At 56.4% G+C, this 22,428-nt stretch carries 17 protein-coding genes; 3 read left to right on the top strand and 14 right to left on the bottom strand.

Features of this window, described 5'->3' with window-relative positions; all coding sequences use genetic code 11:
• Nucleotide 1: 1 nt before the first annotated feature.
• From apaG to lptD, 5 genes are read right to left on the bottom strand one after another with little or no spacing between them, the layout of a single operon-like run.
• Entirely contained in the window at nucleotides 2-379 is a 378-nt protein-coding gene (apaG, locus tag RT644_RS21040; protein WP_017457892.1) for a Co2+/Mg2+ efflux protein ApaG, read from the bottom strand.
• A gap of 3 nt (nucleotides 380-382) precedes the next feature.
• Nucleotides 383-1,204, bottom strand: coding sequence for a 16S rRNA (adenine(1518)-N(6)/adenine(1519)-N(6))-dimethyltransferase RsmA (gene rsmA / locus RT644_RS21045; protein ID WP_313627965.1), 822 nt, complete (start codon nucleotides 1,202-1,204; stop codon nucleotides 383-385).
• Complete coding sequence (gene pdxA, locus RT644_RS21050; RefSeq protein ID WP_269232249.1) at nucleotides 1,201-2,187, bottom strand: 4-hydroxythreonine-4-phosphate dehydrogenase PdxA; 987 nt, start codon at nucleotides 2,185-2,187, stop codon at nucleotides 1,201-1,203. Before pdxA ends, rsmA begins: the two co-directional genes overlap by 4 nt.
• Nucleotides 2,187-3,473, bottom strand: a complete 1,287-nt coding sequence (gene surA, locus RT644_RS21055) for a peptidylprolyl isomerase SurA (RefSeq protein WP_020456514.1) — start codon at nucleotides 3,471-3,473, stop codon at nucleotides 2,187-2,189. The genes pdxA and surA overlap by 1 nt, the downstream gene beginning before the upstream one ends.
• Nucleotides 3,474-3,526: 53 nt before the next feature.
• Nucleotides 3,527-5,851, bottom strand: a complete 2,325-nt coding sequence (lptD, locus tag RT644_RS21060; protein ID WP_313627968.1) for an LPS assembly protein LptD — start codon at nucleotides 5,849-5,851, stop codon at nucleotides 3,527-3,529.
• Between the two features lie 196 nt (nucleotides 5,852-6,047).
• On the opposite strand from lptD, the gene djlA reads away from it, so the two are divergent.
• Nucleotides 6,048-6,869, top strand: coding sequence for a co-chaperone DjlA (djlA, locus tag RT644_RS21065; RefSeq protein ID WP_313627970.1), 822 nt, complete (start codon nucleotides 6,048-6,050; stop codon nucleotides 6,867-6,869).
• A 40-nt stretch (nucleotides 6,870-6,909) separates the two neighbouring features.
• Here djlA and rluA read toward each other — a convergent pair whose 3' ends face one another.
• The 6 genes from rluA to araB all read right to left on the bottom strand — a co-directional run bounded on the left by rluA (nucleotide 6,910) and on the right by araB (nucleotide 17,092).
• On the bottom strand, nucleotides 6,910-7,569 hold the full coding sequence (gene rluA, locus RT644_RS21070; protein WP_020456518.1) for a bifunctional tRNA pseudouridine(32) synthase/23S rRNA pseudouridine(746) synthase RluA: 660 nt from the start codon (nucleotides 7,567-7,569) through the stop codon (nucleotides 6,910-6,912).
• A gap of 10 nt (nucleotides 7,570-7,579) precedes the next feature.
• A complete protein-coding gene (gene rapA, locus RT644_RS21075) occupies nucleotides 7,580-10,486 on the bottom strand; it encodes an RNA polymerase-associated protein RapA (RefSeq protein WP_313627972.1) in 2,907 nt (968 codons plus the stop codon).
• Between the two features lie 225 nt (nucleotides 10,487-10,711).
• Complete coding sequence (polB, locus tag RT644_RS21080; RefSeq protein WP_313627974.1) at nucleotides 10,712-13,069, bottom strand: DNA polymerase II; 2,358 nt, start codon at nucleotides 13,067-13,069, stop codon at nucleotides 10,712-10,714.
• A 73-nt stretch (nucleotides 13,070-13,142) separates the two neighbouring features.
• The gene (araD, locus tag RT644_RS21085; protein WP_020456521.1) at nucleotides 13,143-13,838 is read right to left on the bottom strand and encodes an L-ribulose-5-phosphate 4-epimerase; all 696 of its coding nucleotides are present in this window, start codon (nucleotides 13,836-13,838) and stop codon (nucleotides 13,143-13,145) included.
• 49 nt (nucleotides 13,839-13,887) lie between these two features.
• Nucleotides 13,888-15,390, bottom strand: coding sequence for an L-arabinose isomerase (gene araA / locus RT644_RS21090; protein ID WP_045509960.1), 1,503 nt, complete (start codon nucleotides 15,388-15,390; stop codon nucleotides 13,888-13,890).
• A gap of 10 nt (nucleotides 15,391-15,400) precedes the next feature.
• A complete protein-coding gene (araB, locus tag RT644_RS21095; protein WP_313627977.1) occupies nucleotides 15,401-17,092 on the bottom strand; it encodes a ribulokinase in 1,692 nt (563 codons plus the stop codon).
• A gap of 337 nt (nucleotides 17,093-17,429) precedes the next feature.
• On the opposite strand from araB, the gene araC reads away from it, so the two are divergent.
• Both araC and RT644_RS21105 read left to right on the top strand, forming a co-directional pair.
• Entirely contained in the window at nucleotides 17,430-18,275 is an 846-nt protein-coding gene (gene araC, locus RT644_RS21100; RefSeq protein ID WP_045509955.1) for an arabinose operon transcriptional regulator AraC, read from the top strand.
• Nucleotides 18,276-18,402: 127 nt separating this feature from the next.
• On the top strand, nucleotides 18,403-19,173 hold the full coding sequence (locus tag RT644_RS21105; protein WP_045509952.1) for a DedA family protein: 771 nt from the start codon (nucleotides 18,403-18,405) through the stop codon (nucleotides 19,171-19,173).
• Here RT644_RS21105 and thiQ read toward each other — a convergent pair.
• Genes thiQ through thiB form a run of 3 tightly spaced genes read right to left on the bottom strand, consistent with a single transcriptional unit; the run spans nucleotide 19,167 to nucleotide 22,421 of the window.
• Nucleotides 19,167-19,868: a thiamine ABC transporter ATP-binding protein ThiQ gene (gene thiQ, locus RT644_RS21110; protein ID WP_313627980.1), complete on the bottom strand. Its 702-nt coding sequence runs from the start codon at nucleotides 19,866-19,868 to the stop codon at nucleotides 19,167-19,169. The genes RT644_RS21105 and thiQ overlap by 7 nt on opposite strands.
• A complete protein-coding gene (thiP, locus tag RT644_RS21115) occupies nucleotides 19,852-21,462 on the bottom strand; it encodes a thiamine/thiamine pyrophosphate ABC transporter permease ThiP (protein ID WP_313627981.1) in 1,611 nt (536 codons plus the stop codon). Before thiP ends, thiQ begins: the two co-directional genes overlap by 17 nt.
• Nucleotides 21,438-22,421, bottom strand: a complete 984-nt coding sequence (gene thiB / locus RT644_RS21120; protein ID WP_313627982.1) for a thiamine ABC transporter substrate binding subunit — start codon at nucleotides 22,419-22,421, stop codon at nucleotides 21,438-21,440. Before thiB ends, thiP begins: the two co-directional genes overlap by 25 nt.
• Nucleotides 22,422-22,428 lie beyond the last annotated feature (7 nt).

The following is a 22,428-nucleotide window of genomic DNA, read 5'->3' on the forward strand; positions in this document are numbered from 1 at the left end:
ATTAATGGATCAATGTTGGGACGGCGAGTCGGAAGACCGGGATAGCGATGCGGAAGGTTTCTCCCTGCGCATCGATCATTTCGTAATGGCCTTGCATAGTGCCCAGCGGCGTTTCAATTACCGCGCCGCTGGTATATTGATATTCGCCGCCAGGCTCAATGTGCGGCTGTACGCCAACCACACCTTCGCCCTGAACTTCCGTTGCGCGGCCATTTCCGTTGGTGATAAGCCAGTAGCGCTTGAGCAACTGGACAGGGGTTCGCCCCAGGTTCCGGATGGTAATGGTGTAAGCGAAAACATAGCGTTCATCGTCGGGAGCGGACTGAGACTCGATGTAAATGCTTTGTACCTGAACACAAACTCGGGGCGAATTGATCATACGTTAACTCTCCTTCGGCGGCGCATTCTCTGTCAGGTAGTTCGCTAACTGGCAATATTGCGCTACAGAAATATTTTCCGCGCGCATCGCCGGATCGATACCTAACGACGCCAGCACTTCAACGGTAAAGACGTTGCCGAGGCTGTTGCGAATGGTTTTACGACGCTGGTTAAACGCTTCGGTGGTAATGCGGCTCAGCGTGCGGATCTCTTTCACCGGATGCGGTAATTGAGCGTGCGGCACCAGACGAACCACAGCAGAATCCACTTTTGGCGGCGGCGCAAACGAGGTGGGCGGTACTTCCAGCACCGGAATAACCTGGCAGTAGTACTGCGCCATCACGCTTAATCGACCATACGCCTTACTGTTTGGCCCCGCAACCAGGCGATTCACCACCTCTTTTTGCAGCATAAAGTGCATATCGGCAATGGCATCAGTATAGCTAAACAGATGGAACATCAACGGCGTGGAGATGTTATACGGCAGGTTACCGAAAACACGCAGTGGCTGACCGATCGTTTTTGAGAGTTCACCAAAATCCATTGTCATTGCATCTTGCTGATAGATAGTCAGTTTAGGTGCAAGGAACGGATGTGTTTGCAGGCGGGCAGCCAGATCGCGGTCAAGCTCGATGACCGTTAATTTATCCAGACGTTCGCCCACCGGTTCGGTGAGCGCACCAAGGCCTGGGCCGATTTCGACCATAGCCTGACCCTTTTGCGGGTTGATGGCCGAGACAATGCTGTCGATCACGAACTGGTCGTGGAGAAAGTTTTGCCCGAAGCGTTTGCGGGCTAAGTGGCCCTGATGGACGCGAGTATTCATTGAGTATTAACAATCATTTTGATGGCGAGATTAAGCGCCGTAATAAAACTGCCGACATCCGCTGTGCCTTTGCCCGCGAGTTCAAGCGCGGTGCCGTGGTCGACGGATGTGCGAATAAAGGGTAAACCGAGGGTAATGTTCACGCCGCGGCCAAAGCCTTGGTATTTTAGCACGGGCAGACCCTGATCGTGGTACATCGCCAGTACGGCGTCGGCATTATCAAGGTATTTGGGCTGAAAAAGCGTGTCGGCAGGCAGCGGACCGCTTAAATTCATACCCTGCGCGCGCATTTCATTGAGCACCGGAATGATGGTATCAATCTCTTCCGTTCCCATATGACCGCCTTCACCGGCATGCGGGTTCAGGCCGCAGACCAGAATATGCGGTTGGGTGATACCGAACTTCTGTTGCAGATCCGTGTGCAGAATGCCGATCACTTCCCGCAGCAAATCAGGCGTAATGGCGTCGGCCACGGCTTTGATAGGCAAGTGTGTGGTCGCCAGCGCCACGCGTAGCTCTTCGGTTGCCAGCATCATCACCACTTTGGCGACGTGAGAGCGTTCTTCGAAAAACTCCGTGTGTCCGGTAAACGGCGTCCCTGAATCGTTAATCACCCCTTTATGCACCGGGCCGGTAATCAGCGCGGCAAATTCGCCACTCAGGCAGCCGTCGCAGGCGCGGGCAAGCGTTTCTACAACGTAAGAACCGTTAAGCGTATTAAGTACGCCTGCGGTGACGGGCGTGTGCAGAGGAACAGGCAACAGCGTTAATGTGCCTGCTTGTTGCGGTACTGCGGCGGCCGTTGGATCGTAACCGCGCAGCTGAAGCGGTAGACCGAGCAGCGAGGCCCGGTCGGTCAGCAGCGTTGCGTCTGCACAGATAACCAGTTCAACCGGCCAGTCGCGCTGGGCGAGTTGCACTACCAGATCCGGGCCAATCCCGGCGGGTTCGCCGGGAGTGATAACGACACGCTGTGTTTTCATTAGTTGCTCAGAATTTTGACATAGGCGCTGGCGCGCTGTTCCTGCATCCAGGTTGCCGCTTCTTCAGAGAACTTACGGTTCATCAGCATGCGATAGGCTCTGTCTTTTTGCGCCGCGTCGGTTTTGTCGACATTACGGCTGTCCAGCATTTCGATCAGGTGCCAGCCAAAGGAGGAGTGAACCGGGCCGCTCATCTGGCCGCGTTTCAGCTTCATCAGCGCATCGCGGAAGGCCGGATCATAAATATCTGCTGATGCCCAGCCGAGATCGCCGCCCTGGTTTGCAGAACCCGGATCCTGAGAGAACTCTTTCGCCGCGTTAGCAAAAGTAGTTTTGCCACTCTTAATATCGGCTGCGATCTGTTCCAGTTTCACACGTGCTTGATCGTCGCTCATGATCGGCGACGGTTTCAGCAGAATATGGCGGGCATGAACTTCTGTCACAGAGATGCTCTGCGTCTGGCCGCGCAGATCGTTCACTTTCAGGATATGGAAACCAACACCCGAACGGATTGGGCCAATCACATCGCCTTTTTTCGCCGTGCTCAGCGCCTGAGCAAAGATGCTCGGCAGCTCCTGAATTCGGCCCCAGCCCATCTGACCGCCTTTCAGTGCTTGCTGATCGGCAGAGTAAGTGATGGCCAATTTGCCAAAATCACCGCCGTTACGAGCTTGTTCCACAATTGAACGCGCCTGACTTTCCGCTTCGTTCACTTGATCGGAGGTCGGATTTTCCGGCAATGGGATCAGAATGTGGCTCAGATTCAGTTCGGTGCTGGCATCATTCTGGTTGCCCACCTGCTGCGCCAGGGCTTCGACTTCCTGTGGCAGCACCGTAACGCGACGGCGCACTTCGCTGTTACGCACTTCGGAGATGATCATCTCTTTGCGGATCTGGTTACGGTAGGTGCTGAAATTCACCCCGTCATAGGCCAGACGGCTACGCATCTGATCCATCGTCATATTGTTTTGCTTGGCAATATCGGCGATGGCGGCGTCGAGCTGTTCGTCAGTGACTTTGACGCCCATTTTCGTGCCCATCTGCAAAATGATTTGATCCATGATCAGACGTTCAAGGATCTGGTGGCGCAGCGTGGCGTCGTCCGGTAATTGCTGACCCGCCTGGCCTGCGTTGGCCTTCACGGATTGCATCAAACCATCAACATCACTTTCCAGCACCACGCCGTTATTGACCACGGCGGCGACTTTATCAACAACCTGAGGCGCGGCAAAACTGGTATTCGCAACCATAGCGATACCGAGAAGCAGCGTTTTCCAGTTCTTCATACCTTTTCCATTTCAATTAACCGCAATGCGGATTACGTTGCAAATCAAACAGATCACAGTGAGCTACGGTACGGCAGAATGTTCGAACGCAGCATTTGTTGCGTCCCCAGGCCGTAGTTGGAGCTCAAGCCACGCAGCTCAATGTTGAAACCGATGGTCTTGTCATATTTGCTTTGATTATTTTCCCAGCCGTTGATTTTGCGCTCATAGCCAAAGCGAATCGCATAACAGCAGGAGCTATATTGCAAACCCACCATCTGATCGGCAGGTTTACTGGTATTGGTATCGTAATAGTACGCACCAACGATGGACCAGCGGTCCGCAATCGGCCAGCTTCCGGCGGCACCTACCTGCGAAATACCATCTTTATACTGCGCTGAAGTTGCATAGTTTGGCAGCGTTGCTTGTACGTATTCCGGGCTGGCGTAACGGTAGCTCAATTGCAGCATACGGTCTTCATCACGGCGATACTCCAGCGACGAGCTGCTGTTAGCAATATTATTCAGACGGGTGTCATACTGCACCCCGCCTCGCAGACCCCAGCGATCGGAGATACGCCAGTACGTATCGCCTGCCCACACCAGCGAACCAGTTTTGTTGTCTTTCTCCCAGTTAATGTTGTCATCCCCGGTACGGGACTCGGTGAAATAGTAGATTTGACCAACAGAAACGTTAAAACGTTCAACCGCCGCTTCATCATAAATGCGGGTTGTGACGCCGGTAGTAACCTGGTTCGCTGACGCGATACGGTCCAGACCGCCATAAGTACGGTCGCGGAACAGCCCGCTATAGTCGGATTGCAGCAGCGAGGAGTCGTAGTTGTTGATGTGGCTCTGATCGCGATACGGCACATACAAGTATTGAGCGCGCGGTTCCAGCGTCTGGGTGTAGCCCTCCGCCCAGTTCATATCGCGTTCAAACACCAGCTTGCCGTCCGTTTTAAATTGCGGCATAACGCGGCTAACGGACTCTTTATAGTTAGTGTTATCAATATTGTCTTGCTGGTAGTGGGTCGCCAGCATTTTCACTTCGGTGTTCAAACTGCTCCAGGCGTTTGATACAGGCAGACTGAGCGTGGGTTCTAAATGCAGACGCGTTGCTTCAGGTAGGCTGGAATTGGTATTGGTAAATTTCACTGCCTGGCCGTATACGCGGAAATCAAACGGACCCAGATCGTTGTGATACCAGTTAATATCCAACTGCGGGAGCGCGGCGTATGAGTTGCTGCTCTGGCGGTTAAATACCTGAAACTGCTTGGTCGTTACCGTGGCGTTGAAGTTCTCAATGCCATAGCCTGCACTGAAAATTTGCGTCGCGTAACCATCGGTACTGGAGCCATATTTTGACGTGAAATCATTAAAATAGTGCGGGTCGCTGACTTTGGTGTAGTCAACGTTAAAACGCCACACCTGATCCATTACCCCGGCATGTTGCCAGTAAAACAGCCAGCGGTGACGCTCCCCTTCGCTAGGGTATTCATTCTGAAACACTTTGTCTGACGGCAGGTAATCGAACTCAATAAGGCCTGCACCGGCCTGCGTCAGATAACGGAATTCGTTTTCCCACTGTATATTGCCCCGTTTATGGATGTAGTGCGGCGTGATCGTCGCATCCATATTTGGCGCAATGTTCCAGTAGTACGGCAGATAGAACTCGAAATAGTTTGTCGTGCTGTACTTGGCATTAGGGATCAGGAAACCTGAACGGCGTTTGTCGCCGATAGGTAACTGCAGATACGGGCTATAGAACACCGGCACCGGGCCGAGCTTAAAACGCGCATTCCAGATTTCCGCAACCTGCTCCTGGCGATCCTGAATAACTTCGCTGCCGACAACGCTCCAGGTGTTCGACCCGGGCAGGCAGGAGGTAAACATCCCATTGTCCAGAATGGTGTAGCGGTTTTGTCCACGCTGTTTCATCAGATCGGCGGTACCGCGACCCTGACGACCCACCATCTGGTAATCACCTTGCCAGACGTTGGTATCTTTGGTGTTCAGGTTTGACCAACCTTTAGGACCTTTCAGGATGACCTGGTTATCGTCATAGTGCACATTACCGAGTGCATCCACTGTGCGAACCGGGTCCGTCTGACCTTCCGGCTGCTGCTGATGAAGCTGCACCTCATCGGCCTGTAAACGGCTATTTCCCTGATTAATATCGACATTGCCGGTAAAAACGGCATCGTCAGGGTAGTTGCCTTTTGCGTGATCGGCATTGATCGTCACCGGCAAATTATTGGTGTCGCCCTGTACCAGGGGGCGGTTGTAGCTGGGAACGCCAAGCATACACTGCGAGGCAAGATCGGCTGCCATCCCCTGCTGGCTGTAAAGGGCGGAGCCAATCATGGTGGCCAGGAGGGTGGGGATACGTTTTTTCATACGTTGTATTTGTTGTTCCGTCATCTGTGGCTTTACGCTGGCAAACGGTCTGAGACTAACTTACTCGCCTTTGCAACGCTAGTTTTAATCCTGCCCGCGTTCGAGCCAGGGGGAGAAGACTGCGCCTGTGCATGGCATAGAATGACGGGTATGATAAAGCAAATTTTAGCCGACGGCATGACGATTTGGGGAGTATATGCAGTATTGGGGGAAAGTGGTTGGGGTTGTCATCGCTCTTTTCATGGGCGGCGGCTTTTGGGGCGCGGTTCTTGGGTTGTTAATCGGGCACTTTTTTGACAAGGCGCGCAGCCGGAAAATGGCGTGGTTTGCCAACCAGCGCGAACGTCAGACGCTCTTTTTTGCCACCACCTTCGAGGTGATGGGGCATCTAACCAAATCGAAAGGCCGGGTGACCGAAGCGGATATCCAGGTCGCCAGCCTGTTTATGGATCGCATGAACCTGCACGGCGAGTCGCGCAGCGCAGCGCAGCAGGCGTTTCGCGTCGGCAAAACGGATAATTACCCGTTACGCGACAAGATGCGTCAGTTTCGCAGCGTCTGCTTCGGACGTTTCGACTTGATTAGGATGTTTCTGGAAATTCAAATCCAGGCAGCCTTCGCCGATGGCTCTTTGCACCCCAGCGAACGCGAAGTGCTGTACGTGATCGCTGAAGAGCTTGGGATTTCGCGTCTGCAATTCGATCAGTTTCTGCGCATGATGCAGGGCGGGGCGCAGTTTGGCGGTGATTATCAGCACCAGCAGCAAGCGGGCGGTGGCGGCTGGCAGCAGGCGCAACGCGGCCCGACGCTGGAAGATGCCTGTAATGTTCTGGGGGTGAAACCGTCAGACGATGCGACCACCATCAAGCGCGCCTACCGTAAGCTAATGGGCGAGCATCATCCGGACAAACTGGTGGCGAAAGGTCTGCCGCCGGAGATGATGGAGATGGCGAAACAAAAAGCGCAGGAAATTCAGAAGGCTTACGAGTTGATTCGCGAGCAGAAGGGTTTTCGCTAACGCCATAAAACTCTCCCGGTCGTCAGACCGGGAGAGTGATTTAAAAATCCACCGGCGCTTTAAACGTCATGCTGTTGCCAAACGCCGGATGGGTGATGGTTAGCGTCTCAGCATGCAGTTGCAAGCGCGGAGCCATTGCCAGCGCTTCTGGCGTGGCGTAAAAACGGTCCCCGAGGATCGGGTGCCCTAACGCTAACATATGTACACGCAGTTGATGCGAGCGCCCGGTAATCGGCTTCAGACGTACGCGAGCGGTACCATCTTCCTCAAACGCCAGCACTTCATACTCGGTTTGCGCCGCTTTGCCGGTTTCAAAACACACTTTCTGCTTTGGCCGGTTCGGCCAGTCGCAAATCAGCGGTAAATCCACCAGCCCTTCGGCTTTTTCCGGGTGACCCCAAACGCGTGCCAGATATTGCTTTTTCGGCTCACGTTCGCGGAACTGGCGTTTTAACTCACGCTCGGCATCTTTGGTAAGCGCCACCACAATCACACCGCTGGTCGCCATATCCAGGCGATGTACGGATTCCGCCTGCGGGAAATCGCGCTGAATCCGTGTCATCACGCTGTCTTTGTGCTCATCCAGACGCCCTGGCACCGACAACAAGCCGCTGGGCTTGTTGACGACCATAATGTGTTGATCTTGATAAAGAATAACCAGCCAGGGATCCTGCGGCGGATTGTAGGGTTCCATCACCATTGGGGCTCCGTTATTGGTGCGTCACAACAATCAAACGCAGCGCATCAAGCCGCCAGCTCGCCTGCGCCAGGCTTTCCAGCACTTGTTGGCGGTTGCTCTCAATGGCGGTCAGTTCGTCGTCGCGGATGTTCGGGTTAACCGCTTTTAACGCTTCCAGGCGCGCCAGTTCCGCCGACAGCTTTTCATCCGCTTCGCTGCGCGCGGCGTCAATCAGCTCGCGTGCGGCGGCTTCCACCTGTGTTTCACCTTTTTGCAGAATGGCGTGAACCTCCTGCTGCACCGCGTTCACCAGCTTGCTGCCGGTATGGCGATTCACCGCGCTGAGCTGGCGGTTGAAGCTCTCGAACTCCACCTGAGCCGCGAGGTTGGTGCCGTTTTTATCCACCAGCAGGCGGATCGGCGTCGATGGCAGGAAGCGATTAAGTTGCAGCTGTTTCGGCGCCTGTGCTTCCACCACGTAGATCAGCTCCAGCAGCAGCGTACCGACCGGCAGCGCTTTGTTTTTCAGCAGCGAAATCGTACTGCTGCCGGTATCGCCAGAAAGGATCAGATCCAGACCGTTACGGATGATCGGATGTTCCCAGGTGACAAACTGCGCGTCTTCGCGCGAAAGTGCGACGTCGCGATCGAAAGTGATGGTGCAGCCATCTTCCGGCAGACCCGGGAAGTCCGGCACCAGCATGTGATCCGATGGCGTCAGCACGATCATGTTTTCACCGCGATCGTCCTGGTTAATACCAATGATATCGAACAGGTTCATGGCGAAGGCGATAAGTGCCGTGTCGTCGTCCTGCTCGGCAATACTTTCCGCCAGCGACTGTGCTTTTTCACCGCCGTTAGAGTGGATCTCCAGCAAGCGGTCGCGGCCTTGTTCCAGCTGTGCTTTCAGCGCGTCGTGCTGCTCACGGCAGGTTTTGATCAACTGATCAAAACCATCAGTATCTTCCGGTGCTGCCAGGTAGTTAATCAGCTCATTGTGAACGCTATCGTAAATAGTGCGCCCGGTCGGGCAGGTGTGCTCGAAGGCGTCCAGCCCTTCGTGATACCAGCGCACCAGCACGGACTGCGCGGTTTTCTCCAGATAAGGCACATGGATCTGAATATCGTGCGCCTGACCAATACGATCCAGACGACCGATGCGCTGCTCCAGTAGATCCGGGTTAAACGGCAGATCGAACATCACTAAATGGCTGGCGAACTGGAAGTTACGCCCTTCAGAGCCAATTTCCGAGCACAACAGAACCTGCGCGCCGCTGTCCTCTTCGCCGAACCACGCCGCTGCGCGATCGCGTTCAATGATCGACATACCTTCATGGAACACCGCCGCACGGATACCTTCGCGTTCGCGCAGTACCTGCTCCAGTTGCAGCGCGGTGGCGGCTTTGGCGCAGATCACCAGCACTTTTTGCGAACGATGGCTGGTGAGGTAGCCCATCAGCCACTCAACGCGCGGGTCGAAGTTCCACCATGTTCCGGTATCGCCTTCAAATTCCTGATAAATCTGCTCCGGGTAGAGCATATCGCGGGCGCGCTCTTCCTGGCTTTTACGCGCGCCCATAATGCCGGAGACTTTAATCGCCGTCTGATACTGCGTCGGCAGCGGCAGCTTAACGGTGTGCAGCTCGCGTTTCGGGAAACCCTTTACACCGTTACGGGTGTTGCGGAACAGCACACGGCTGGTGCCGTGTCGATCCATCAGCATGGAAATCAGTTCCTGACGCGCGGCAGCCGCGCCTTCGCGATCGCTGTTGGCGGTTTGCAGCAGCGGTTCGATATCTTGCTCGCCCACCAGATCGCTCAACATATTGAGGTCATCGTTGCTGAGGCGTTCACCCGCCAGCAGCAGGGCCACGGCGTCGGCGACCGGACGGTAGTTTTGCTGCTCTTCAACGAACTGGGCGAAATCATGGAAACGGTTCGGATCCAGCAAGCGCAGGCGGGCAAAGTGGCTCTCCATCCCCAGTTGTTCCGGGGTGGCGGTCAGCAGCAGAATGCCCGGTACGCGCTCGGCCAGTTGTTCAATTGCCTGATATTCACGGCTGGCTTCGTTTTCGCTCCACACCAGGTGATGCGCTTCGTCGACCACCAGCAGATCCCATTCAGCGTCGCACAGGTGCTCCAGGCGTTGCTTGTTGCGGCGCACGAAATCGAGCGAGCAAATCACCAGTTGCTCGGTATCGAACGGGTTGTCGGCATCGTGCTGCGCTTCGGCGTAACGCTCATCGTCAAACAGGGCAAAACGAAGGTTGAAGCGGCGCAGCATTTCAACCAGCCACTGATGTTGCAGGGTTTCCGGCACCACGATCAGCACGCGTTCAGCCGCGCCAGCAAGCAGTTGTTGATGCAGGATCATCCCGGCTTCAATGGTTTTCCCAAGACCCACTTCATCTGCCAGCAGCACGCGCGGCGCATGGCGACGGCCCACATCGTGAGCGATGTGCAGCTGGTGCGGGATCAGGTTGGTGCGCTGGCCACGCAAGCCGCTCCACGGCATACGGTACTGCTCACTTTGGTATTTACGTGCGCGAAAACGCAGCGCGAAGCGATCCATACGGTCGATCTGCCCGGCGAATAAGCGGTCTTGCGGTTTGCTGAACACCAGTTTGCTGTCGAGTAACACTTCGCGCAGGGTGACATTGCTTTCCTGCGTATCAAGGCGTGTGCCGGTGTAAGCGAGCAGCCCGTTTTCCTCTTTTACGTCTTCAATTGTGAGCTGCCAGCCATCATGGCTGGTCACCGTATCACCGGGGTTGAACATCACGCGGGTAACCGGAGAGTCGCTGCGAGCGTACAGACGGTTTTCACCCGTGGCCGGAAAAAGGAGGGTGACCGTGCGCGCATCCATTGCGACGACTGTGCCAAGTCCGAGTTCGCTTTCCGTGTCGCTAATCCAGCGTTGACCAAGTGTAAAGGGCATAAATGAACTCTATATCTCAAATTGCAGGCAATAGTTCGTCACCGCCTGAAGGCAGGCGGGCGTATAAAATTTGGGGCCAGAAAAAGGAAGGGCGCTATGGTAAAGGAAGCAATCCCTTTCGTCACTACCTATACCTGCCGTCTTTCGCGCCGCATGGCGGCACAAACCTGAAATAGCCAGGGTATAGCGGTAGTGTTGCAAGCCGGGAAACGCGATAAGTAAATCTCAAAAGAGTCCCAGCTGCCCTGTAAGTAGTGTAGCAAAGTCGTCGTCAATGAAAGGCAGAATTCCCTCGGCAACCGGCTGTAACTGTTTACTCAGGTAGTGATCGTAATCGAGCGGCGAGTGTTGGTAATCCACCGGCTCTGGCCCGCTGGTGGTCCAGACATACTTGATGGTGCCGCGATTCTGGTACTGCGCCGGGCGACCCCGTTTGCGGTTCTCTTCATCCGCCAGCCGTGCAGCGCGCACGTGCGGCGGCACATTACGTTCATATTCGGAAAGCGCTCTGCGCAGGCGCTTGCGATAAATAAGCTGATCGTCGAGTTCGCCCGCCATCAGGCTGGCAATGGTTTCGCGCACATAGTCCTGATAAGGCTCATTGCGAAACACGCGCAGGTAGAGCGTTTGCTGGAACTGCTGCGCCAGCGGTGTCCAGTCGGTACGCACGGTTTCCAGCCCCTTAAACACCATGCGCTGGTTCTCGCCTTCCTGAATCATTCCGGCGTAACGCTTTTTGCTGCCCTGTTCAGTGCCGCGAATGGTGGGCATCAGAAACCGGCAAAAATGCGTTTCAAACTCCAGTTCCAGCGCGCTTTCCAGTTGCTGGCTTTTAAGATGCGCCGACCACCAGCCGTTGACGTGTTCAACCAGCGCGCGGCCAATACGCGCGGCATCCTCTTCGCTGTGGGCTTTCTTTAGCCAGACGAAGGTGGAGTCCGTGTCGCCATAGATTACGTCGTAACCCTGCGCTTCAATCAGCGCTTTGGTCTGGCGCATGATCTCGTGGCCACGCATAGTGATCGACGATGCCAGCCGCGGATCGAAAAAGCGGCAGGCGCTGGTGCCGAGTACGCCGTAAAACGCATTCATAATGATCTTCAGCGCTTGCGACAGCGGCTTGTTGCCGTGACGTTTGGCCTCATCGCGCCCGTGCCAGATCTGCCCGACAATCCCCGGCAGGCAGTGCTTTTCACGCGAAAACCATGCGCCAAGAAACCCCTCGGTACTGTGCGCGTTATCCGGCTGCGCCATGCCTTCAACCAGGCCGACGGGATCGATCAGGAAAGTGCGGATAATAGAGGGGTAGAGGCTTTTGTAATCCAGTACCAGCACCGAGTCATACAGGCCGGGGCGCGAATCCATTACATAACCGCCGGGGCTGGCCTGCGGCGGCACGGCACCGAGATTTGGCGCGACATAGCCTGCGCGGTGCATACGCGGAAAATAGAGGTGGCTGAAGGCCGCCACCGAGCCGCCGTGGCGATCAACGGGCAAACCGTTTACCGTGGCGCGCTCCAGCAAAAACGGCATGATCTCCGTCTTGTGAAAGATACGCGTCACCAGTTCGCAATCTTTCAGGTTATAGGTGGCGAGCGCGGGTTTATCTTCGGCGAAGCGCCGGTCGATCTCATCCATGCGATCCCACGGGTTATCAATCGCTTTGCCTTCGCCAAGCAGCTCTCTGGAGACGGCTTCCAGTGAGAACGAGGAGAAGTTCCAGAACGCGGATTTCAGCGCTTCAATCCCGTCAATAATCAGCCTGCCGGTGGCCTGTGCGAAGAAGACGCCATTCTTAAAACCGTGTTCGCGCCACTCCAGCTCGCTGCCGTTACGCCCGAGCGTCAGCGGTACGCGGTAGCGCTCGGCGCTTTTTTGCAGCACGCGCAAATCGAATTGCACGACGTTCCAGCCAATGATCACATCCGGATCGTGCGCGGCAAACCAGGCGTTGAGTTTTTCCAGCAGTTGTGGGCGGCTGGCAACATACTCCAGCTCAAAATCCAGCCCCTGCGCGCTGCCGTTTTCCGGGCCGAGCATATAGACCGTGCGCTGCCCGCAGCCCTCAAGGCCGATACAGTAAAGCTCGCCATGGCGGCTGGTTTCGATATCCAGCGACACCCATTTCAGCGGCGGGCGATAGTGCGGGCTGGGTTTTAGCCGCGCGTCAACCAGCGCGGCACCTTGTGGCGTGCCGTCAACCCACACCGGCGCGGTAATAAAGCGCTCCATCAGAAAGCGTTCCGGCGGGCGGATATCAGCTTCGTAAACGGTGATACCGTCATCGCGCAGCATTTTTTCAATGCGCATCAGTTGGCGATAGGCGCGGCAGTAAAGGCCATATACCGGCTGGCGGTGAAAGTCACTCAGGTTCAGCGGCGTTAAGCGCCACTGCTTTTCGGTTCGCAGCAGCAACTTAACCTTTTCCACCTGCGCGGCGGGAATAAAGGCGACCGATTCTTGCGGTGACAGCACGACGCGCAGCGGGCCATTATCCGTCGCCAGCCAGAACTCGACCTCGGTTCCGCCGGGGGTATCCCGCCAGTGTCGGGTTAAAATAAAACCTTCTTGCGCCTGCGCCACAGCCGTCTCTCATAAAACAAAACCAGGCGAGATTATAGCCTGGTTTGTTGTTGGGTGCTGTGGTTTTATACAGTCATTGGCCGTAGTAAGCCTTCGCGCCGTGCTTACGTAAATAGTGTTTATCCAGCAGCGTTTGTTGCATGGCGGGTAACTCAGGCGCGAGCTGACGGCAGAAAATACCCATATAGGCCACTTCTTCGAGCACGATGGCGTTATGTACCGCGTCATCTGCGCTTTTGCCCCACGCGAACGGGCCATGAGAATGCACCAGCACGCCGGGCATTTGCGCCGGATCGATGCCTTTTTTCTCAAAAGTCTCGACGATCACATTGCCGGTTTCCCACTCGTATTCGCCGTTGATCTCCTCGTCGGTCATCTTACGGGTACAGGGGATCTCGCCATAAAAATAGTCGGCATGGGTGGTGCCCGTTGCCGGGATCGGCTGACCAGCCTGCGACCAGATGGTGGCATGGCGAGAGTGGGTATGCACAATGCCGCCGATGGTCGGAAACGCCTGGTACAGCAGACGGTGAGTCGGCGTATCGGAAGAGGGTTTTTTCGTGCCTTCAACTACTTCGCCGGTGGTGATGTTGACGACCACCATATCGTTAGCGGTCATGACGCTGTAATCAACGCCAGAAGGTTTAATCACCATCAGGCCGCTTGTACGATCAACGGCACTGACGTTGCCCCATGTCAGCGTGACCAGGTGATGTTTCGGCAGCGCCAGGTTGGCTTCCAGCACCTGCTGTTTCAATGCTTCTAACATGCGTTCCTCCAGGAAAGATGGCCTGCCGCAGCAGGCCGGGTGTTCCCTGTTAACGTTTTGAACCGTAATACACTTCGTTCCAGCGCAGCGCGTCTTTAAACGCAGGCAGGCGGGTGTCGTTGTCGATAACCGTCAGCTCAAGATCGTGCAGCTCGCTGAACTGGCGCATATCGTCAAGTGTCAGCGCCTGGCTGAAGACGGTGTGGTGCGCGCCACCGGCGAGGATCCACGCTTCAGAGGCGGTTGGCAGATCCGGCTGCGCTTTCCACAGGGCGTTGGCGACCGGCAGTTTCGGCAGATCGTGCGGGGTTTTCACCGCCTCAACGCAGTTCACCAACAGACGGAAACGATCGCCTAAGTCGATCAGGCTGGCGTTAATCGCCGGGCCGGTTTTGGTGGAGAAAATCAGACGTGCCGGATCGGCTTTGCCGCCAATACCGAGGTACTGCACATCCAGCGTCGGTTTTTCGTCGATGGCGATAGAAGGACAGACTTCCAGCATGTGCGAGCCGAGCACCAGATCGTTGCCGTGCTCAAAGTGATAGGTGTAATCCTCCATAAAGGAGGTGCCGCCGTTCAGCCCGCCGGACATCACTTTCATGATGCGCAGCAGCGCGGCGGTCTTCCAGTCGCCTTCACCGGCGAAGCCGTAGCCTTGCTGCATCAAACGCTGTACCGCCAGGCCCGGTAACTGTTTCAGGCCGTGCAGATCTTCAAAGGTGGTAGTGAAGGCATGGAAACCGCCCTCTTCGAGGAAGCGTTTCAGGCCCAGTTCGATGCGCGCGGCGTCAAGCACGTTCTGGCGTTTATCGCCATGAACCTGCGCGGCAGCCGTCAGGCGATAGCTGCTTTCATACTCATCAACCAGCGCGTTGACATCGCCATCGCTCACGGCGTTCACTACTTGCACCAGATCGCCCACGCCCCAGGTATTGACCGAGAAACCGAACTTGATTTGTGCTGCGACTTTATCGCCGTCCGTCACCGCCACTTCGCGCATGTTGTCGCCGAAACGTACCACTTTCAGCTGGCGGGTATCCTGTTTAGACACTGCCTGGCGCATCCACGCGCCGATGCGTTGATGGGCGTGTTGATCCTGCCAGTGGCCTGTCACCACGCTATGTTGCTGGCGCATACGCGCGCCAATAAAGCCGAACTCGCGGCCGCCGTGCGCGGTCTGGTTGAGGTTCATAAAGTCCATATCAATGCTGTCCCACGGCAGGGACGCATTGAACTGGGTGTGGAACTGCAGCAGCGGCTTATTGAGGATAGCGAGGCCGTTAATCCACATTTTCGCCGGTGAGAAGGTGTGCAGCCACACCACCATCCCGGCGCATTTGTCATCGTAGTTGGCATCGCGGCAGATGTGGGTAATCTCATCCGGCGTGGTGCCCAGTGGTTTCAGCACCAGTTTGCAAGGCAGTTTCGCTTCCGCATTGAGGGCGTTGACCACCTGCTCGGCGTGCTTCGTCACTTGTTTCAGGGCTTCCGGCCCGTACAGGTGCTGGCTGCCAATGACGAACCACACTTCATAATTGTCGAAAATAGTCATGATCTTGTCCTTAATGAGTTAACGCGGCCTGCGAGACTGTCGCGGCTGAAGGGAGATAGTGTTGCTCGGCGCTCTTCGCCCACTGCTGATAGCGGCGATAGAGGCGTTCAAACTGTTGCGCCTGCGCGGTTGGTTGCAGGGTTTTTTCGATGGCGCTGGCCATTTTCAGCTGTGCCGCCGGGATATCGGTATGCACTTGCGCGGCGACGGCGGCGAAAATCGCCGCACCCAGCGCGCAGCACTGTTCAGATTCGACCACCTGTAATGGGCGGTTTAGCACATCGCAGCAGGCCTGCATCACGCCGAGGTTTTTACGTGCGATACCGCCGAGCGCCATTACGTTGTCGACGGCAATACCCTGTTCGGTGAAGCACTCCATAATGGCGCGCGCGCCGAACGCGGTTGCGGCAATCAACCCGCCAAACAGCGCCGGGGCGTCGGTGCCGAGATTCAAATCGGTGATCACCCCTTTCAGACGCTGGTTGGCATTTGGCGTACGGCGACCGTTAAACCAGTCCAGCACCACCGGCAGGTGATCGAGCGATGGATTTTTTACCCACGCATCGGTCAGCGCAGGTAAGAGTTGTTTCTGGCTGGCTTTGATCTGCGCTTTCAGCTCTGGATGTTGCTGCGCGAGCTGTTCCAGCGGCCAGCCAAGCACGCGGCCAAACCAGGCATAGATATCGCCAAAGGCGGACTGCCCGGCTTCGAGGCCGATAAAGTCCGGCACTACGCTGCCATCAACCTGGCCGCAAATGCCTTTTACCGCCCGGTCGCCAACGCTCTGTTTGTCGGCAATCAGAATGTCGCAGGTAGATGTACCGATGACTTTCACCAGCGTATTCGGTTGTGCGCCTGCGCCAACTGCGCCCATATGGCAGTCGAAGGCACCGCCGGAAATCACTACGGATTCAGGCAAACCAAGGCGCTGCGCCCACTCGGCCGTCAACGTGCCGACGGGAATATCGGCGGTATACGTGTCGGTAAACAGCGGCCAGTTCAGGTGCTTATTAATGATGGGATCGAGTTCATCGAAGAACGCGGCAGGCGGCAGGCCACCCCAGCTTTCATGCCACAGGGATTTATGCCCGGCGCTGCAACGCCCGCGACGAATCGCTTCCGGACGCGTGGTGCCGGAGAGCAGGGCGGGGATCCAGTCACACAGTTCGATCCAGGAGGCGGCAGCCTGCGCGACGGCGCTATCCGCGCGGGTAACGTGCAGGATTTTTGCCCAGAACCATTCGCTGGAGTAAATGCCGCCGATGTAGCGCGAGTAGTCAGTTTTGCCGGGGGTGTGGCACAAGCGGGTAATGGCTTCCGCCTCTTCGACGGCGGTGTGATCTTTCCACAACACAAACATCGCGTTCGGGTTGTCGGCAAACTCCGGGCGCAGCGCCAGCACGCGGCCTTCGGCATCAATCGGCGCCGGTGTTGAACCGGTGCTGTCGACGCCAATGCCTTTGATCCCGGCGCGTTGCTCGTCGGTCAGCTCCGCCAGCACACTTTTCAGTGCCGCTTCCATCGACTCGATGTAATCGCGCGGGTGGTGGCGAAATTGGTTATGCGGCGCATCGCAATAACGCCCCTCCTGCCAGCGTGGATACCACTCGACACTGGTGGCGATCTCCGCCCCGGATGTGCAGTCTACCGCCAGCGCACGTACTGAATCGCTGCCGAAATCGAGGCCAATTGTGATTGCCATGTATCTTGCTCCATGAAGAATAACCGTTAGAAAAACGATAGTGAGCGGCGGCAAAAACCGTCAGGCAGGATCCGCTAATCTTATGGATTAAAATGCTATGGGATCGCAAAGTGTGACGCCGTGCAAAAATTCGATGTGGACATTTCTGCCGCCTTTATAGACACTTCCGTTATCCCTTTTTGCCCTGTTCAGCGGCGTTAAAAAGGCGTAATCGCTTTTGTCTGGCGGGATTAGACAATTGGCGTGTTTACGCCCTTTGCCTGCGGGCGGCTGAGGAATGACGGGATTCTCAATATGGACAATTGGTTTCTTTACCAGGCACGGGAGTATTGCGTTTATGGCTGAATCACAGAACGATCCACTGCTGCCAGGGTACTCGTTTAATGCGCATCTGGTGGCGGGGCTGACCCCCATTGAAGCCGACGGTTATCTCGATTTTTTTATCGACAGACCGCTGGGTATGAAGGGCTATATCCTGAATCTCACCGTGCGCGGCGAGGGGGTGGTGATGAACCACGGTAAGCAGTTTGTTTGCCGCCCTGGCGATATCCTGCTTTTCCCGCCGGGAGAAATTCACCACTATGGCCGCCACCCCGACGCCAGCGAGTGGTATCACCAGTGGGTTTACTTCCGTCCACGCGCCTACTGGCACGAGTGGCTGAACTGGCCGACACTGTTCGCGCAAACCGGTTTTTACCGTCCTGATGATGCGCATATGGCGCGTTTTCGTGAACTTTTCGCGCAAATTATCGACGCCGGGCAAAGTGTCGGGCGCTATGCGGAACATCTGGCGATAAATCTGCTGGAGCAATTGCTCTTACGCCGTATGGAAGCGATTAACGAATCGTTGCACCCGCCGCTGGATAACCGCGTGCGCGACGCCTGCCAGTACATTAGCGATCACCTGGCGGATAACCATTTTGATATCGCAAGCGTTGCTCAGCATGTTTGCTTGTCGCCTTCACGCCTGTCACACCTTTTTCGTCAACAACTGGGCGTGAGTGTGCTGAGCTGGCGCGAGGATCAGCGTATCAGCCAGGCAAAACTACTGCTTAGCACCACGCGAATGCCGATTGCCAGCGTCGGGCGCAATGTTGGCTTTGACGATCAGCTCTATTTCTCGCGGGTTTTTAAAAAATGCACCGGTGCCAGCCCCAGTGAATTCCGCGCGGGATGTGAATAAAAAGTAAAGAATGGCAATGAAAGGTTCTGCAATGTGACATAACCGGTAAAATTTTCAGATAATTGAAAGCTTGACGCTCGCGGATGACCTCCGGAGAATCCAGCGTTCATTCTGAACAGGACACCTTATGGAAGCGCTGCTGGAACACTTTGTTACCCAATCCGCCATGTATTCGCTGGCGGCGATTATGCTGGTGGCGTTTTTTGAGTCGCTGGCGTTAGTCGGGCTGATTTTACCCGGCACGGTAATGATGGCGGCGCTCGGCGCGCTGATCGGCAGCGGCGAAGTGAACTTCTGGCATGCGTGGCTGGCAGGGATTGTTGGCTGCCTGCTCGGCGACTGGATCTCCTTTTGGTTGGGCTGGCGTTTTAAGGGGCCGCTGCACCGCTGGTCGTTTATGAAAAAGAACAAAGCGCTGCTCGATAAAACCGAACACGCGCTGCATCAGCACAGCGTATTTACCATTCTGGTTGGGCGTTTTGTCGGGCCGACGCGCCCGCTGATCCCGATGGTTGCCGGCATGCTGGATCTGCCCATCCGCAAGTTTTTGCCGCCGAATATTGTTGGCTGCCTGCTATGGCCGCCGTTCTACTTCCTGCCCGGTATTCTGGCCGGTGCGGCAATTGATATTCCCGCCGATATGCAAAGCGGCAACTTCAAATGGCTGTTGTTGCTGACCGCGCTGCTGCTGTGGCTGGCCTGCTGGTTGTGCTGGCGGTTATGGCGCGCGGGGAAATCCGGTGTTGACCGTTTGACAAACTACCTGCCACGTCGCCGCCTGTTATGGCTGGCGCCGGGCACGCTGGTGGTTGCTGTCGCTGCGGCGATCGCGCTGGCGCAGCACCCGCTGATGCCGATTTACCTCAACATTTTAGGCAACGTTGTTCGCGGTCACTGACCGCGAATCCCCAGCAAACCAGACGCGGACGATTTGCCGCTGAGCAACTGGTCCGTGTTGCCATCCCACGCAATGCGCCCGTCAGCAATCACCAGCGAACGTTCGGCAATCCGCGCTGCATCCTCCACACTGTGCGACACCATCAGCAGCGTTAACCGCTGTCGCTGACATACTGACTGTACCAGCGCGAGCATCTCCTGGCGCAGCGCCGGGTCGAGTGCGGAAAAGGGTTCATCAAGCAATAACACCGGCTGCTCACGCACCAGGCAGCGCGCCAGCGCCACGCGCTGACGCTGACCACCGGAAAGCTGCTCCGGCAGGCGTGCCAGCAGTGATTCCAGCCCCATGGTTTCGGCGATCTGCTCAAGTTTATGCTGCTGGTCGCTATTTAGCTTCAGACCTGGGTTTAACCCCAGTCCGATATTTTGCCGCACAGTAAGATGAGTAAAGAGGTTATTTTCCTGAAACAGCATCGATACCGGGCGCTGCGAGGGCGTGGTATGCGTTTGATCTTCGCCTGCGATGGTTATCGTGCCGCTGGCGGGAGTAAGAAACCCGGCTACCAGGTTCAGCAGCGTGCTTTTCCCTGCGCCACTTGGGCCGAGAACGGCAATCTGCTCGCCCCGGGTAACAGAGAGGGAAAAGCGCATTGGCAGATGGTGATAAAGCCAGGTGACATCAGTCAGTCTTAACATGGCGGCCCGGAAGTTTTTCAATCACGGTGAATAAGAAAAAGCACAGCAGCAACAGGATGAGTGCGGTCACTGCGCCGTCCTGGCTACGGTACGATCCAATCTGCTGATAGAGATAAAACGGCAGCGTGCGAAAGTCGTCATTACCAAATAACGCCACCACGCCGAAATCGCCAATCGACAGCACGCAGGCAAATGCCAGCGCCTGGGCCAGCGGGCGTTTCAGCGCGCGTAATTCGACCACGCGCAGACGCTGAAAACCCTGCATTCCCAGCGACTGGCACAACATGCTGTAGCGGGAAGTCAGATCGCGCATCGGGTTTTCCAGCACTTTCAGCGCATAAGGAATGGCCATCAGCGCATTGGTAAAAATGACGATGCCATCGGCGGAAGCGGGCAGGCCAACCCTGTTATTGAGCAGCAGAAAAAAGCCCGTCGCCAGCACGATCCCAGGCATCGCGAGGATCAACATACCGCTGATTTCCAGCGCTTGCCCGGCCATAATTTGCTGGCGCGCGCGTAACTCCCGGCTGCTCCACAACAGCATCATGGTCAACACGACGCACAACAGCCCCGCGCCCAGCGCGATGCGCAGCGACGTCCACACCGCTTGCCACAGGACTGGCTCCGCCAGCACTTTCATCAGGCTCAGATTGAGGCCATCGACAATCACTGCCAGCAACGGCGGCAGCAGTAATAACAGAGCCAGCACAATCAATGTGATATCCGCGACCTTGCTGAACAGCCGATCCTCCGGGTTGCGCCAGCCAGTAATCTGGTGGCTGCCCACGGCGATCGCTTTGCTCATCCGCTGGCTGAGCAGCACCAGACCGAGGCAGCAGATCATCTGGATCAGCGCCAGCATGGCTGCGCGGGCGGGATCAAAATCGAAGCTGAGCGCCTGGTAGATGGCCAGTTCAATGGTGGTGGCCTGCGGCCCGCCGCCCAGCGACAGCACGGTGGCGAAACTGGCGAAGCAGAGCATAAAAATCAGCGCGGCGACCGGCGGGATCTGGCGGCGTAACCACGGCCACTCGACAAAACGGAAGAATGCCCAGCCGCGCATACCCAGTTGTGCGGCAAGCTGGCGCTGCTCGCCGGGAATCTGCTCCAGCGTTTGCAGCAGCAGGCGCGAGGCCATCGGCAAATTAAAAAAGACGTGTGCCAGCAAAATGCCCTGTAAACCATATGGCGAGAATGTCCATTCCAGACCAAGCGCGTGCCAGAGCGTTGCCAGCCAGCCCTGGCGGCCATACACGCTGAGAATGCCGAACACGGCGACCAGTACCGGCAGGATCAGAGTCATGGCGCACAGGCGCAGTAAGGCGAGACGGCCAGGAAAACGCCGCCGGTAGAGCGCGCGGGCAAGAAATATCGCCGGTACGACCGAGAGCAGCGCGGAGAGAAACGCTTGCCAGAAGGAGAAGCGCACCACATGCCACAGGTAGCTGTCCTGGAAAAAATCAGCCAGCCCACTGGACGGGGCGTTTTGCCACAGGGCAAGAAAGGCTGCCAGCGCCACCGCCACCATCAATGTGGCGGCGGTGAGGCCGGGCAGCAGCCAGCCAGCAATCAGCGGCTGACGGCGCGTTGCCATGCATTAATCCAGGTTGCACGCTGGGACGCGACCTCCTGCGAAGAGTATTCCAGCGAGATTTGCGGTTTCACCAGTTGGTCGAAGCCCGCAGGCAGCGTCACATTGGTGACCGGGTACATCCAGTTACCGGCCGGGATAGTGTTCTGGAACGCGGGCGAAACCATAAACTTGAGGAATTTTTCCGCCAGTTCCGGCTGTTTACTGGCAGCGGTGCGGGCGGCAACTTCTACCTGCAAATAGTGGCCTTCGCTGAAATTCGCCGCCGCGTAGTTATCTTTCTTCTCGGCAATAATGTGGTAAGCCGGAGAAGTGGTATAGCTCAGCACCAGGTCGCTTTCCCCTTTCAGGAACAGGCCGTAGGCTTCGCTCCAGCCTTTGGTGACGGTGACCGTTTTGGCCGCCAGTTTCTGCCACGCTTGCGGGGCGTTGTCGCCATAGACTTTCTGCATCCACAGTAGCAGGCCGAGGCCTGGCGTGCTGGTGCGCGGATCTTCGTAGATAACGCGCCATTTCTGATCGCTTTCGACCAGCTCTTTCAGGCTTTTGGGCGGGTTTTTCAGTTTGTTTTTATCGTAGACAAACGCGAACCAGCCGTAGTCGAACGGTACAAACGTGTCGTTCTTCCAGCCGCCAGGCACGTTAACCGCATCGGTGGCGACGCCGCTTTTGGCGAACAGTTTGGTTTGTGTCGCGGCTTCCAGCAGGTTGTTATCCAGCCCCAACACCACGTCGGCTTTACTGTTTTTGCCTTCCATGCGCAGGCGGTTAAGCAGCGAAACGCCATCTTCAAGCGCCACGAATTTCAGCTCGCAGTTGCAGTCGCTTTCAAAGGCTTTTTTTACCGCAGGCCCTGGCCCCCAGTCGGCAGAGAAGGAGTCGTAGGTGTAAACGGTCAGAACGGGTTTTGCAAAAACAGGCGCTGCGATCAGCAGCAGGAACGGCAGTGATTTTTTTAACACTTTGCAC

The sequence above is a fragment of the Kosakonia sp. genome (assembly GCF_032104925.1).
Classification (GTDB): domain Bacteria; phylum Pseudomonadota; class Gammaproteobacteria; order Enterobacterales; family Enterobacteriaceae; genus Kosakonia.